Source organism: Breznakia sp. PF5-3 (assembly GCF_029504745.1).
Classification (GTDB): domain Bacteria; phylum Bacillota_I; class Bacilli_A; order Erysipelotrichales; family Erysipelotrichaceae; genus Breznakia.
This window is the reverse complement of the sequence record NZ_JAQFIQ010000003.1, coordinates 1-15,270: the sequence shown is the minus strand read 5'-3', so window position 1 is coordinate 15,270 and position 15,270 is coordinate 1. Positions and strand designations below refer to the sequence as shown.

Genomic DNA, 15,270 nt, shown 5'->3' with positions numbered 1-15,270 from the left:
ATAAACGTTATTTTGCTAACTCCTCTAATGCTTTTGCATAAATTGCACAAGCTTTCATTAGGTTCTCAACTTTTACACCTTCATCTTTTTCGTGTGGACCACCTACAAAGAATGGCGTTTCTTCTTTGATTGGAAATTCTGAACCAAAGGCTACAAAATTATCAAATTTTCGTGCATATGTTCCTCCACCAATCGTTTTTACAGGCGTAAAAGTATCACCAGTAAATTCTCTATAACTCGCTTCTAATGTTTTTACTAATTTAGAATTAGGATCCACAAACAATGGTTTTGAATCAGATACATCTGCTACTTCAATAGCAAGTGATTGCGCTGCTAATGTCGCTTTTATTTTACTAGCAACTTCTTCACCTGTTGTATCGTTTGGATAACGAATATCCAAAGTTACACTTGTTTTACCATTTTGTATTTCAACAATTCCAACATTCATTGTTAAAAAACCCATGTAACCACCTTCAATATCAATGTCAAAGGCGCTTCCCTTCCAATCTTGTAACAAGATTGCTAATTGTTTTGCTAATGCATCATCAAAAGTTGCACCCACATAATTTAAAATATGTACAGCTGCATTGATTCCATTGTATGCCATTGCAGCATGAAAGTATTTTCCTTCAATTTCAATAACATCTTCATCACCTTGGTGAAGAATTTGACCCTTTAAATGATTTACATCTAGATAGTATTTAAACAATGCTATTTGTTCATCATTAAGTTTTGGTAAGGTTGCTTGTGCTTTACCTATTACAATATTAGGTCTTTCTCCCGCTTTCATATGACGAATCACTGTTTTTTCATTACTCTCTAAAACGATACCAATGTGACCTTTTTCACCATATATTACAGGGAAATCTGCATCAGGAGTGAATCCACATGTTGGTATTTCACCATGTTCTGCATAATAATCCATACAACGCATGCCTGTTTCTTCATTAGTCCCAACGATTAAAATAATTTTTTTATCTAACTTAACATCCTTGTCTTTCAACATTTTCATTGCGTAAAAAGCAGCCATTGTCGGTCCTTTATCATCCACTACTCCACGACCAAAAACATAGCCATCATGGATTTCACAACCGAGTGGATCTTTACTCCAACCTTCGCCTAATGGAACAATATCCAGATGTCCTAATACACCAATACTTTCTTCGCCTTCGCCATACGTGATCGTACCTGCATATCCGTCATAGTCTTTTACTTCAAAGCCTTCTTTACGTCCAAGTTCCAACATATAATCAAGTGCTTTGCGAACATCATGTCCAAAGGGAGCCCCTGGTGCAGTATCTGCTAAGTTTTCTAATGAAGGAATAGCGATTAATCCTTTTAAATCACTGAGGAATTGCTCCTCATATTGTTTTGCTGTTTCTAAGAAATTCATAATTTCACCTCGTTTATTATTTTAGCATATTTCCTATGTATTATAAACCAGAAACCACAAATACAAAAAGAAATAAAAAAAGCTATTGACGAATCAATAACTTTTTCTTTTTTAAGCTTCTTTCTTTGGTTCTACTTCTTTATCACTTGGTTTCTTATCGTCTTTTTTTTCAGCATCTTTTTTTGGCTTTTCTAATAATGCTTTTGCTGATACATTAACTCTACCACGATCGTCGATTTCCATTACTTTAACTTTAACTGTATCACCAATCTTTAAAACATCCTCTACTTTTTCAACGCGTTCATGTTTAATTTTTGATACATGTAAAAGTCCATCAACACCACCAAATAAATTTACAAATGCCCCAAACTTTTCGATACGTACAACTTTTGCATCGTATACATCACCAACTTTAGCTTCACGAACAATATCTTCAATCATTTGTGCAGCTTTATTGATTGCATCACGATCATAATGATAAATAATAACTTGTCCATCATCATCGATATCAATTTTCACATCATCACTTTCTTCAATAATTTGATTAATCATCTTACCACCTGGTCCGATAACGTCTTTAATCTTATCTACTTTAATATGCATGATGTGTGTTTTTGGTGCATATTTAGAAACATCTGCTCTTGGCTCACTGATAGCAACCATCATATTTTTCAAGATATGTTCCCGAGCAGTTCCTGCTTGTGCAAGTGCTTCTTCAAAAATTTCTTTTGTAATTCCATTTACTTTAATATCCATTTGTAAAGCTGTGATTCCATTTGGTGTACCAGCAACTTTAAAGTCCATGTCACCAAAGTGATCTTCCATACCTTGGATATCTGTCAATACTGTGTAATTGTCATTTTCATCCATAATAAGTCCCATTGCAATACCTGCAACTGGTGCTTTAATTGGAACTCCTGCCGCCATTAAAGACATTGTACCTGCACAGATGGAAGCTTGTGATGAAGAACCATTAGATTCTAACACTTCAGCTACCACACGAATTGTATATGGAAATTCTTCAACTGTTGGAAGAACTTGTAAAAGGGCTCTTTCACCAAGAGCTCCATGTCCAACTTCACGACGTCCTGGCGCTCCCATTCTTCCTGTTTCCCCAACTGAATATGGAGGGAAATTGTAATGATGCATGAATCTTTTGCGATCAATATCAGTTAAGTCATCAATGATTTGCTCATCATTTAGTGGTCCAAGAGTTGTTACACTCAAAGCCTGTGTTTCACCACGTGTAAACACGGCACTTCCATGAACTCTTGGTAATAAATCCACTTGTGAATCCAAAGCACGGACTTCATCAATCTTACGTCCATCAGGACGAATTTTATCTTCAATAATCAAACGGCGTACTTCATCTGCCTCTATACTATGACAAATTTGTTTTGCTTGTTTAGCAGCACGGTTTTTATCCATTTCATTAACATATTCTTTATCTTCAATCATTGCAACAGCTGCATCTGTAAGTTCATCAATTTTTCCATAGCGTTCCAATTTCTTTTCAATTGAAACTGCCTTGCGAATCTCTGCTTCATATTTTTCTCTTACTTCTGCATCGATTGCTTCATCTACTGTATATAATTCGATTTCGCGTTTTTCTTTTCCAACTTTTGCAATAATTTCTTCTTGAAAAGCTACCAATTCTTTGATTGCTTCATGACCAAACATGATTGCATTCAACATTTCTTCTTCACTAACCTCTTTGGCACCAGCTTCAACCATGTTGACAGCATATTTTGTACCTGCAACAGATAAATCAATCAATGATTTTTCAGCTTGTTCTGGTGTTGGATTAATAATATATTCACCATCAATAAAACCAACATTAACACCTGCAATTGGTCCATTAAATGGAATATCTGAAATACATAGTGCCAATGAAGCTCCAAACATTGCTGTCATTTCTGGCGTACAATTTGTATCTACAGATAATACAGTATTCACTACTTGAACTTCATTTCTGAATCCATCAGCAAATAACGGGCGGATTGGACGGTCAATCATTCTCGCTGTTAATGTAGCACGCTCTGAAGGACGTCCTTCGCGTCGTAAAAACCCACCTGGAATCTTACCTGCTGAATACAATTTTTCTTCATACAAAACGGTTAATGGAAAAAAGTCCAAATCCAATTTTGCTTGTGAACTAGCTACTGCAGTTGATAATACAACTGTATCTTCATAACGAATTAGAGCAGAACCTCCTGCCTGTTTTGCTAACTCACCTGTTTCTACCACGATCCCACGACCATGGAAATCTAAACGAAATACCTCTTTCGTCATATTCTTCACCTCTTTTTTCATCTCTGTAATCATATCACAAAAAGCCTGCGAACAAAATAAAAAGATAGCTTTTAAAATGATTTACCTTTTTCTGTGTTTTTTTATACTAAAAAAATAAAAAACTGCTGAGTAATCAGCAGTAAAAAATATATTATTTTCTCAATCCTAAACGTTGAATCAAATCTTGGTAACGGTTCAAATCCTTATTTTTTAAGTATTTCAACAAATTACGACGTTTCCCTACCATTTGCATCAATCCTCTTTGTGAATGATAATCATGCTTATGTTCTTTCATATGCTCTGTCAAACGGTTGATTTGTTCAGTAAGAACAGCTACTTGTACTTCTGGAGAACCTGTATCTCCTTCTTTTGTTGCGTATTCTTTCATGATTGCTTGTTTTTCTTTTTTCAATAACATTGTATTTCCTCCTTATATATCATGACGTTTTAGTCCAAGTAATCGGTTGAGGTATCCAAATCCCTAGAGTAAAACCTATTTGATAATACCATTTTTACTTATAAGCGTCAACAATTTTCTCTGCAATTTCAATTGCTGTATTTGATGGAATTGCAAAACCTAACCCTTCAATATCACTTCCACTACTCTTTGCGTTTACTATACCAATTAATTCACCTTGCATATTGAAAAGTCCACCACCTGAGTTTCCAGGATTGATAGCTGCACTTGTTTGCAACAATTCCATGGTTACACCATCTACTGAAATTTCACGAGATGTTGAGCTAATAATACCATCTGTAACGGTTCCACCAAGTTCACCAAGTGGATTACCAATGGCCAACACTTCTTCACCAACAACTAAATTATCACTGTTACCAATCGTAGCTGGTGTTAAATCATTTGCCTTGATTTTCAAAACCGCAATATCATTTTCACTATCGCCACCAATATATTCTGCCTCATATTCCTTTCCATCATGAAGGGTTACGGTGACGGAACTAGCTCCAGATAAAACATGGTAGTTTGTAACGATATAACCATTCTCACTTATGATCACGCCACTTCCTGCTCCTTCGCTTACATAATTCCCAAAAAAGCGATCTCTGCTCATGGTTTCTGTTTTTATTTCAACAACGCTTTTGCTACTTTTTTCAGCAATCTTTGTTACATCTGTTGTGTTCTTCGAATTTGAATTTGTTTTTACTACATCCAAATCCGCTTCCTTTGAACCAAACGAAACATCAGCAATTGTGTTTCCCAAAAAGCCACCTACGATGGCCACAACAAATATAGCAATATATGCAATTGTTCTTCTCATTATTTTTTTTACTTTTGAATCCATAATTACTACCTCCTGAAGATATTATCGTTTGATTGTGTGAAATCTATATGAAAAGTATATGGAAACTGTGAAAATTTTATATATAATTGAAATGAGGTGATATATATGAAAATAGCATGGATTGGAACTGGTGTCATGGGAAAAGCAATGCTTTCACATTTATTGGATAAACATGAGTTGCATGTTTATAATCGCACATTTGAAAAAATGGATGATATCCCAACACCATATAAATATCAATCAATTAAAGAATGTGTAAAAGACTGTGATGTTGTTATTACCATGGTTGGTTACCCTGAGGATGTAAAAGATGTATATTTCAATGATGGAATTTTATCACATGCAAAAAAGCATGCCATATTGATTGATATGACAACATCGTCTCCCGATTTAGCAATTGAAATCAATGCCCATTCTAAGCATTTCGAAGTACTTGATGCCCCTGTATCTGGTGGTGATACTGGTGCAAAAAATGCTACTTTATCGATTATGGTTGGCGGAAATAAAGAAACTTACGAAAAAGCATATCCACTTTTTCAATTAATGGGAACTAATATCAACTGGATTGGATCACATGGAGCAGGACAACACTGTAAAATGTGCAATCAAATTGCTGTAGCTGGTGCCACTGCTGCAATGAGTGAAGCACTTGTCTACATGAAAGAATATCAATTAGATGCAGATACTGTATTAAAAGCAATTGGTAGTGGTGCTGCACAAAGCTGGCAATTGACAAATATGGCTCCACGGGTTTTAAAGAAAGATTTTGATCCTGGTTTTTTTATTAAACATTTCACTAAAGATATGCGGATAGCAAAAGCAGAATTAGAAAAGGTTGGAATACATTTAGAAATGTTAAATACTGTATATGAAATGTATGTAACACTTGAAAATGAAGGCTATGGTAACGATGGAACGCAAGCACTTATAAAATATTATAGTGAAAGAAAATAACCCCTTTTTTCATATTTTTGATTTTTCTTTTCCTTTGTTGCGATAGATCATTGTTAGTGCTATGATAGAGATACTTTATGTAGTAGTTATTGGGAGGAAATGTACGTGAATATTATTATTGCTGGTTGCGGTAAGGTGGGGAGCACATTAGCTGCAACATTAAACGAAGAAGGTCATGATATAACATTAATTGATCAACGTGCTGAGATTTTAGAGCAAGTCTGTATTGATTTGGATGTCATGGGGATTGTTGGAAATGCAGGAAGCTATACAGTACAACAAGATGCCGGTGTGGAAAATGCGGACTTATTTATTGCTGTTACAAACTATGATGAACTAAATTTACTTTGTTGTGTAATGGCAAAAAAAGGACGCGAACTTAATACGATTGCTAGAGTACGTAATCCTATTTATAAAATGGAGTCTGAATTTATTAAAGATGCCATTGGATTGTCCATGATTATCAATCCTGAATTTACTGCAGCGAGCGAAATTGCTCGAATTTTAAGATTTCCTTCTGCATCTAAAATTGATACTTTCGCAAAAGGAAAAGCAGAAATTATCCAATTTTGTATTAAAGAAGGCTCTACTTTGGATCAAATGCAAATTTCTCAACTTACTCAACAGGCAAAAGCAGAAGTTCTTGTTTGTGCTATTGAAAGAGGAGAAGAAGTTATCATCCCTGATGGTAATGCAGTTTTACAGGCAAAAGATAAGATTTATATCGTTGGTACACCTAGTAATACAAGTAAATTCTTTTATCAAATCGGAGCTGAAACACGTGCTGTAAAAACAACGATGATTGTTGGTGGTAGTACCATTGGTTACTATTTATCAAAACAATTATTACAAATGGGAATTGAAACAACAATCATTGAAAAGAAGAAAGAACGTTGTGAAGAGCTTAGTTCCCTTTTACCAAAAGCAAATGTTATCTTTGGAGATGCAACCGATCAAAATCTACTTTTAGAAGTAGGTTTAGAAGATGCTGAAGCTTTTGTTTCACTTACCAATATGGATGAGGAAAACATTATGTTATCAATGTATGCACAAAGTGTAGCAGATAATATGAAACTAGTTACTAAGGTAAAACGTTCTACATTTGATAATATTATTGGCAATCTTCCATTGGGGAGTATCATTTCTCCGAAAATGTTAACATCATACACTATCATTCGTTATGTTCGTTCCCTTCAAAATTCACTGGGAAGCAATGTTGAAACACTGTATCGAATCGTAAATTCAAAAGCAGAAGCTTTAGAATTTAAAGTATGTGATAATTCAATTGTTACTAACATACCATTGATTGATTTGGAAACAAAAGATAATTTGTTGATTAGTTGTATCAATCGTAATGGAAAAATTATCATCCCAAGAGGAAATGATACAATTCAATTGGGTGACACTGTAATTGTTGTAACAACAAATCGTGGACTTAATGATATCAAGGATATCTTGAAATAGGGGTAGATATGAATTATTCAATAGTTAAGTATATTTTAGGGTGGGTTTTAAGACTAGAGTCAATCTGTATGATTTTTCCTTTAGTGACTGCTCTTATTTATCAAGAAAGTAGCGGTGTAGCTTTTCTAATAACCATTGCCATTTGTGCTACATTGGGTTATTTACTTTCAATGAAAAAACCAAAAAATACATCTTTTCGAATGCGTGATGGATTTGCAACAGTTGCCTTAAGTTGGATTATCTTAAGTATCATGGGGGCATTGCCATTTATAATCAGTGGCGAAATACCACTATTTCACGATGCCCTGTTTGAAACTATCTCAGGGTTCACAACAACTGGAGCAAGTGTCGTAAAAGATGTTGATTCATTATCAAAATGTATGATTTTTTGGCGAAGCTTTACTCACTGGATTGGTGGAATGGGAGTGTTAGTTTTTGTATTAGCAATATTACCTTCCGAAAATCGCAGCACAGGAAATACAATGCATTTGATGCGTGCTGAAAGCCCTGGTCCATCAGTAGGAAAACTTGTACCTAGGATTAAATCAACAGCAAAAATTTTATATGGTATATATATCGCAATGACAATCCTTCTTATCTTATTGCTAATCATTGGTGGAATGCCGATTTTTGATTCTCTAACCATGGCATTAGGTACTGCTGGTACTGGAGGTTTTTCAATATCTAGTGCAGGTGCTGGTGCATATGCCCCTCACCTACAGATCATTTTAACGATTTTTATGATTTTGTTTGGAATCAACTTCAATCTTTATTATTTATTGTTATTAAAAAAGGTAAAAGATTTTTTGAAATCAGAAGAATTGCGTTTCTATCTAGGTATCATTTTTCTTGCCATCATCTTTATAACTTTTAATATTATTGATCAAGTTGGAGATTTAGCTACTGCTTTACTTCAAAGTTCTTTCCAAGTAGGTTCCATTATTACAACCACAGGATATGCTACTACCGACTTCAATTTGTGGCCTCAATTTTCAAAAATGATATTGCTTCTTTTGATGTTTGTTGGAGCTTGTGCTGGTAGTACTGGAGGTGGATTTAAAGTACCACGTTTAGTAATTTTAATTAAAAGTTCATTTATCCACTTAAGATCCTTTGTTCATCCACGTAGTGTTAAAGTTGTGAAACTAGATGATAAAATAGTTGATAAAGATACTATTAGCTCTGTTAGTGCCTATTTGGTCATCTACTTAGTTATCATGATTGTATCTGTAATTATCATTTCTTTTGATAAGTTTGATTTCTTGTCAAACTTCAGTGCAGTAAATGCAACCTTTAACAATATCGGCCCCGCGTTAGGTGAAGCTGGACCAATGAGTTCATACGCAAATTTTTCAGTTTTATCAAAATTAACATTATCTTTTGATATGTTAGCTGGTCGTTTGGAACTGATTCCAATGTTATTACTATTTTCACCTAGTGTATGGAAAAGACAAAAGTCATCAAAACATAATGTTTGATGACTTTTTTTAATACAACTGCTTTATATTTATTTATAATTCAAGAAACTTACATATTTTAAAATGGCAACGATTGTTTTTGCATCTTTTATTTTGTTTTGTTGAATCATCTTTAACACTTCTTCTAGTGGCAAAACAACTGTTTCTGTATACTCTCCATCATCTAATTGCTTTTCTTGGTAAATACAGTTTTTAGCAACTACAAGATGAATCACTTCATCTACATACGCAACACTTGGATATAAATAGCCGAAATAATGAGTATCTTTACTGATATATCCTGTTTCTTCTTTTAACTCACGCATACCTGCTTCAATAAATGTTTCATTTGGATTTTGTTTTCCACCAGCAATTTCATATAATTCTTCTTTCGAAGGATAACGATACTGTTTCACCAAAATTACTTCTTGCTCTTCTGTTATCGCTAAGACACTAACCCCACCACTATTATGAACTACTTCTCGGATTGTCATTTTTCCATCAATAGAAACTTCATCTCGATCTACTTGAATAATCTTACCATCATATACACATTCACTATGCAATGTCTTCTCTTTCATCTAATACCTCCCAAAAAGAAACTAAGATGTCATGTAAATACATCATCCCTGTTTCGGTAATAATAAAATGTGTAGGTCCACAAACGGCAGCTTGTTTTTTTATTAACTTTGTAATAAGCGTTGTAAAGAGGTCTTCAAAAGAATAATGAAACAAAGATTCAAACCTCTTTAATGATAACCCTTCTCTAAGTCTCACATTCATCATGATGAATTCAAACATTTCATCCTTATTCGTAAGCTCTTCAATTTCTGGTTTCCCACTTCCTTCTATATACGCTTGAATAGAAAAGTTATTAGTATAGCGTTTGTGATTTTCTTTCCCACTAGCGCCTACACCGATTCCATAAAAATCATCATATCGCCAATAATATTGGTTATGCTTTGATGAAAATTCAGGTTTAGCAAAATTAGCAACTTCATATTGTACAAACCCATGTGATGTTAAATAATCTATTGCCATTTGATACATTTTTGCTTCTGACTCATTTTCTATTTGCTTAACTCCCTGTTTGTAAAATACACTATTTTCTTCAATTGTTAATGAATATACTGATACATGCGTCACCGCTTCTATTTCCACTACTTTTGTTAATGTCTTTTCCCAAACTTCATAGGTCTGTGAGAAAAGTCCATACATTAAATCAATTGAAATATTATTTATATAGTTTGCGACAAGTTCAATGGTTGGTTTAATGTCTTTAACCGTATGGCTACGATTCATGTAAACAAGTAAATCATCATCAAAAGATTGCACACCTAAAGATATCCGATTCACTTTATAACGCTTCAATAGAGCTAATTTCTCTGCATCTATCGATTCCAAGTTGGATTCTATTGTAAACTCTTCTAATTCCTCTGTATAAGGCTCTAATCGTGTCAGCAAACGTTCTAGTTGATCCATATTTAAACTTGTTGGTGTCCCACCACCAATATATATCGTTTTTAAACTTTTATTTATATCTTTTTCATCAAGTTCATGTTCCAATGCATCCAACCAATCATTAACAACCTTTTCTTGATATAAACTTCGTTTAAAATCACAATAATAACAAATCGTTTCACAAAAAGGAACGTGCAAATATAATGCATCTGCCATACCCTCACCTCACTTCCTAATAAGTATAGCACTAAAAAAGGAAAACTTAAAAAGTCTTCCTCAAATAATAATCATCCATTACAAATCCATTGTCAATATCATTTACAACACTATCAAAAATTTCAAAACCCATCTTTTTATACTTAGCAATTGTATTTGCATTATCCTTATTACAAGTTAACCAAATAGAGTGACAACCTCGCTCTTTACATAGTAATTGCAAAAACTTTAAAGCAAATGAAGCATACCCTTTCCCTCTAACACTTTCATGTAAATACAACTTACTCAAAAAGGTCTCTTCTTCATTAAACTTAACTGCCATATACCCAACCAATTGTTTATCTTCAACAATTTTATAATAGGTATACCCCTCGTTTAAAATTTGATTTTTAATTGCTTCTTCTGATTGGAATTTATCCACCATATATGCAACTTGATCTTCTCCTATAATTGGTGTGAAATGTTCTTCCCATATTGATTTCGCTAAATTAGCAACCGAAGCAATATCCACATCTTTTGCCATTGTGATTTCAATCATTACTCTTCCTCCATTGAAAGAACTGCCATGAAAGCCTCTTGTGGCACTTCTACTGAACCAACTGCTTTCATCCGTTTTTTTCCTTCTTTTTGTTTCTCTAATAATTTTTTCTTTCTCGAAATATCTCCACCATAACATTTTGCCAAAACATTCTTTCTTAATGACTTAATATTGCTACGTGCGATAATTTTGCCACCGATAGCAGCTTGGATTGGAATTTCAAACTGATGTTTAGGAATCAATTTCTTCAACTTTTCAACTATCGCTTTCCCTCTTGGATATGCAAATTCACGATGAACAATTACACTTAACGCATCCACGATTTCCCCATTTAATAAAATATCCATCTTTGAAAGTCTGGAAGTTTGATATCCTATCAATTCATAATCAAAAGATGCATATCCTTTACTTAAGGATTTAAGACGATCAAAAAAATCAAATACGATTTCCCCAAGCGGAAGTTCATATATTAAATTCATACGTGTATCATCAATATAAATCATATCTTTATATTGACCACGTTTCTTTTGACACAATTCCATTATTGGACCAACAAATTCATTTGGTACCATAATAGAGGCCTTCACAAATGGTTCTTCAATATGATCGATTTTTTGTGGGTCTGGAAGTAACGAAGGATTGTCAACTAAAACCATAGATCCATCACTCATAAATGCATGATAAACAACACTAGGTGCTGTTGCAATCAAAGGTATATTATATTCTCTCTCAATTCGCTCTTGAATAACATCCATATGCAGTAAACCTAAAAAACCACAACGAAACCCAAACCCTAGTGCTTGTGAAGTTTCTGGTTCAAATTGCAAAGATGCATCATTCAGTTGAAGTTTATCTAATGCTTCACGTAAATCATTATATTTTGCACTATCAATTGGATACAAACCACAATAAACCATAGGATTCATGACACGATACCCTGCTAAGGGTTCAATGGCTGGGTTTGACACCTGGGTAATTGTATCCCCTACACGCACATCTTTTATCGATTTGATTGCTGCACTAATCCAGCCAACTTCTCCACAAACAAGTTCTTCTTTTTTTACTTCTTTTGGATTTCGAATACCAACTTCTAATACTTCATATTCTGCTCCTGTTGCCATAAAGCGGATGCGATCACCTACGGCAATCTTTCCTTCTTTAATACTGATGTAAGCAATTATACCTCGATAAGGATCATAAAGAGAATCAAACACCAATGCTTTTAAAGGTTCCTTAACATCACCTTTAGGTGCAGGAATATACTTTACAATCGCTTCAAGTACATCTTCCACATTTTTTCCACTTTTAGCACTAATCATTGGTGCATACGATGCATCTAATCCAATAACATTTTCAATTTCTTCTTTTACCACATCTGCTCTTGCACTAGGTAAATCAATTTTATTGATTACTGGTAAAATTTCTAAATCATTATCAATTGCAAGATAAACATTAGCTAGTGTTTGCGCTTCAATACCTTGAGCCGCATCAACAACTAAAATAGCTCCATCACAAGCTGCTAAAGAACGCGAAACTTCATATGTGAAATCCACATGTCCTGGCGTATCAATTAAATGAAAGATATATTCTTCTCCATTTTTACTTTTATATTTTAATTGCACAGCATTCAATTTGATTGTAATACCACGCTCTCTCTCTAGATCCATACTATCTAAAAGCTGTGATTTCATATCTCTTTGTTCAACTGTGTCCGTTAACTCCAAAATTCTATCTGCCAAAGTTGACTTACCATGATCAATATGGGCGATAATAGAAAAATTGCGAATATTTTTTTGATTCATAGCAAATCTCCTTCTTCTAACCTCTATAATTTAAATAATGCAGGATGCTTGGAAGCAACCTTTTGAAATGTTACTTGAGCAACTGCCGCTAACACTAAACTCACACTACCTTGTATTAAATTTCCTTGTACTGCTGGTAAAACCGCAATAAAGTCACTTAGTAATATAACATCTGTAATATAGTAACCGCCAATCATGACTAGTATACCTACACCAAAACTAAGGAAACGATATTTATATGGCAATTTGTGAAATAAATATGCCACAAATAATCCTTCTAATCCTTTGATGATAAGTGTGAAAAGTGCATATTGTGAATAACCTAGATAAATATCTGCCATTGCACTACCAACACCACCTATAAAAGCGGCTGCTAGCGGATTTACAATACTAGCAAACAGTAATATTCCACTATCACCAAAATTAACATATCCCATTGCTGGCATTGGTACTACAATAAATACTGTTAGTAGAAACACCATTGCTGTTCCAAATCCACAAACAACAATTTTTTTGATATTCATATTAGTCGCCTCCAGTTAACTTATTTTTATTGCCATTGATAAATTCTTTATCACTGCATTTCTTTTTCCCTTCTAATTGTACTTCTAACAATTCAAGTACTCCACCATGACAAGCTAAACATAATTTCTTATCCATCACAAAAACTTTTCCTATTGCTTGACTACTTGTAATTGTTGACAAACGAACAGCATGAAGTTTTAGTTTTTTTCCATAAAAATCAATATAACCAACTGGCCATGGAATCAAACCCCTGATATGATTATAAACATCTTTATATGATTTGTCTAAATCTATTTTTTCTTCTTCCTTTGAAATATTATAAGCAAATGTTGCTTTGGTCTCATCCTGTTTCACAAAAACTGCTTTTCCACTTATCAACAATGGGATAGCTTCCATAATTGCCTCTGCTCCAACTTTCATTAATTTATCATGTAATGTTCCTGTTGTATCAAGTTCATCAATTGGGATTTCTTTTTGAAGCATATAATCCCCAGCATCCATCTTTTTGACCATTCGCATTATTGATACACCCGTTTTCTTCTCCCCTGTTATGATTGCTTTATGAATTGGTGCACCACCTCGAAGCTTCGGCAACAAAGAGGCATGAACATTTAAGCTCCCATAAACAGGAGTATTTAATATATGCTCTGGTATCATCTGTCCATATGCACAAGTAACAATCAAATCTGGATTTAATGCTAAAATATCTTTATAATCTTCTTTGATTTTAAGTGGCTGAAAAACAGGAAGATGATATTTTTCTGCAAGTTGCTTCACTGGAGTCTTTTGAATAATTTGTTTTCTCCCAACTTTTTTATCTGGTTGGGATACTACACCAACTACTTCATATTCCGATTTTATTAAACTTTCTAAAATGGAACATGCAAAATCTGGGGTTCCCATAAATATAATCCTCAACTGTTTCATATAATCACCTCAATGTACTACATTATACTAATTAATAATTAAAAAGTAAAAGATTTCATGTTGCTTTTTTAACAAGTGTTTGCTATAATTTTATGGCACATGAAAATTAGGAGGTGTAAGTATGCCTAACATTAAATCACAAAAGAAACGTGTTATCACTAATGATAAAAGACATTTAGCAAATGCTTCACAAAAAACACAATTAAGATCTGCAATTAAAGCAGTGAAAGTTGCAGTAGAAGCAAATGACAAAGCAGCAGCTACAGAAGCTTACGCTTTAGCAAGCAAAAATTTAGATAAAGCTGTTTCAAGTAAAATTTATCACAAAAATTATGCTTCTAGACAAAAGTCGCGTTTAGCTAAAGCAATCAATGCAATTGGATAACAAAGAAGAGTAGTAACTCTTTTTTATTAAAAAACAAACACCATATGGATAACCATATGGTGTTTTCTTTTAGCTAAATATGTGGTTTTAATATTGCATGCATTCTTTGTACCTCTTCCTTTGATACCTTGTCATATGCATTACTATAATTTAAAACGTTTGCTTTTTCATCGCTTCGGTCTTGTTGAAAAACTCGACAAGCACTATGAATGTTAGATACTTTTATCATTTTTTGTAATTTTTCTACATTATGCGAACGAATTCCTCCACATATTTGCACTTCAACATGTTCTTCATAATACTTTTGGAGATTTTGCAGAAGCTCTACATTGTCTTCTGCATTGCCTCTTCCTCCAGCGCTTAAAACACGATCTATACCAAGTTCTTGTTAAACATGAACTTCTTCCATAAGATCTTCACATTCATCAACTGCTCCAGCTTTCATAAAAATATATGCATCTTTCGTATTATAAAGCTAAGAGATATCTTAATAAAACATTAGACTTACGTAAATGTGCGTGAGAATGTGATATACTTCAATTAGGGAGTGTTCAC

At 33.8% G+C, this 15,270-nt stretch carries 15 protein-coding genes; 4 read left to right on the top strand and 11 right to left on the bottom strand.

Annotation, left to right across the window (positions count from 1 at the left end):
- Positions 1-7: 7 nt before the first annotated feature.
- The 4 genes from pepV to M2475_RS01120 all read right to left on the bottom strand — a co-directional run bounded on the left by pepV (position 8) and on the right by M2475_RS01120 (position 4,986).
- Complete coding sequence (gene pepV, locus M2475_RS01135) at positions 8-1,393, bottom strand: dipeptidase PepV (protein WP_277489059.1); 1,386 nt, start codon at positions 1,391-1,393, stop codon at positions 8-10.
- A gap of 111 nt (positions 1,394-1,504) precedes the next feature.
- A complete protein-coding gene (pnp, locus tag M2475_RS01130; protein WP_277489058.1) occupies positions 1,505-3,685 on the bottom strand; it encodes a polyribonucleotide nucleotidyltransferase in 2,181 nt (726 codons plus the stop codon).
- A 151-nt stretch (positions 3,686-3,836) separates the two neighbouring features.
- Positions 3,837-4,103 carry a 30S ribosomal protein S15 gene (gene rpsO / locus M2475_RS01125; RefSeq protein WP_277489057.1) on the bottom strand — a complete coding sequence of 89 codons (267 nt, stop codon included), beginning with the start codon at positions 4,101-4,103 and terminating at the stop codon, positions 3,837-3,839.
- A 94-nt stretch (positions 4,104-4,197) separates the two neighbouring features.
- Positions 4,198-4,986: a trypsin-like peptidase domain-containing protein gene (locus tag M2475_RS01120; RefSeq protein ID WP_277489056.1), complete on the bottom strand. Its 789-nt coding sequence runs from the start codon at positions 4,984-4,986 to the stop codon at positions 4,198-4,200.
- 105 nt (positions 4,987-5,091) lie between these two features.
- Between M2475_RS01120 and M2475_RS01115 the strand changes: the two genes are divergently transcribed.
- The 3 genes from M2475_RS01115 (at position 5,092) to M2475_RS01105 (ending at position 8,882) form a co-directional block, all read left to right on the top strand.
- Positions 5,092-5,940 carry an NAD(P)-dependent oxidoreductase gene (locus tag M2475_RS01115; RefSeq protein WP_277489055.1) on the top strand — a complete coding sequence of 283 codons (849 nt, stop codon included), beginning with the start codon at positions 5,092-5,094 and terminating at the stop codon, positions 5,938-5,940.
- A 99-nt stretch (positions 5,941-6,039) separates the two neighbouring features.
- Positions 6,040-7,404: a Trk system potassium transporter TrkA gene (trkA, locus tag M2475_RS01110; RefSeq protein WP_277489054.1), complete on the top strand. Its 1,365-nt coding sequence runs from the start codon at positions 6,040-6,042 to the stop codon at positions 7,402-7,404.
- Between the two features lie 8 nt (positions 7,405-7,412).
- On the top strand, positions 7,413-8,882 hold the full coding sequence (locus M2475_RS01105) for a TrkH family potassium uptake protein (protein ID WP_277489053.1): 1,470 nt from the start codon (positions 7,413-7,415) through the stop codon (positions 8,880-8,882).
- 29 nt (positions 8,883-8,911) lie between these two features.
- On the opposite strand, the gene M2475_RS01100 is transcribed toward M2475_RS01105, so the two are convergent.
- From M2475_RS01100 to fmt, 6 genes are read right to left on the bottom strand one after another with little or no spacing between them, the layout of a single operon-like run.
- Positions 8,912-9,442, bottom strand: a complete 531-nt coding sequence (locus M2475_RS01100) for an NUDIX hydrolase (protein WP_277489052.1) — start codon at positions 9,440-9,442, stop codon at positions 8,912-8,914.
- Positions 9,420-10,538: a radical SAM family heme chaperone HemW gene (hemW, locus tag M2475_RS01095; protein WP_277489051.1), complete on the bottom strand. Its 1,119-nt coding sequence runs from the start codon at positions 10,536-10,538 to the stop codon at positions 9,420-9,422. Before hemW ends, M2475_RS01100 begins: the two co-directional genes overlap by 23 nt.
- Positions 10,539-10,584: 46 nt before the next feature.
- Positions 10,585-11,076: a GNAT family N-acetyltransferase gene (locus M2475_RS01090; RefSeq protein ID WP_277489050.1), complete on the bottom strand. Its 492-nt coding sequence runs from the start codon at positions 11,074-11,076 to the stop codon at positions 10,585-10,587.
- Positions 11,076-12,878 carry a translation elongation factor 4 gene (lepA, locus tag M2475_RS01085; RefSeq protein WP_277489049.1) on the bottom strand — a complete coding sequence of 601 codons (1,803 nt, stop codon included), beginning with the start codon at positions 12,876-12,878 and terminating at the stop codon, positions 11,076-11,078. The genes M2475_RS01090 and lepA overlap by 1 nt, the downstream gene beginning before the upstream one ends.
- A gap of 23 nt (positions 12,879-12,901) precedes the next feature.
- Positions 12,902-13,402 carry an ECF transporter S component gene (locus tag M2475_RS01080; RefSeq protein WP_277489048.1) on the bottom strand — a complete coding sequence of 167 codons (501 nt, stop codon included), beginning with the start codon at positions 13,400-13,402 and terminating at the stop codon, positions 12,902-12,904.
- A 1-nt stretch (position 13,403) separates the two neighbouring features.
- Entirely contained in the window at positions 13,404-14,330 is a 927-nt protein-coding gene (gene fmt / locus M2475_RS01075) for a methionyl-tRNA formyltransferase (protein WP_277489047.1), read from the bottom strand.
- A 121-nt stretch (positions 14,331-14,451) separates the two neighbouring features.
- Between fmt and rpsT the strand changes: the two genes are divergently transcribed.
- A complete protein-coding gene (gene rpsT / locus M2475_RS01070) occupies positions 14,452-14,715 on the top strand; it encodes a 30S ribosomal protein S20 (protein ID WP_277489046.1) in 264 nt (87 codons plus the stop codon).
- A 73-nt stretch (positions 14,716-14,788) separates the two neighbouring features.
- Here rpsT and M2475_RS01065 read toward each other — a convergent pair whose 3' ends face one another.
- A complete protein-coding gene (locus M2475_RS01065; protein WP_277489144.1) occupies positions 14,789-15,091 on the bottom strand; it encodes a copper homeostasis protein CutC in 303 nt (100 codons plus the stop codon).
- Positions 15,092-15,270 lie beyond the last annotated feature (179 nt).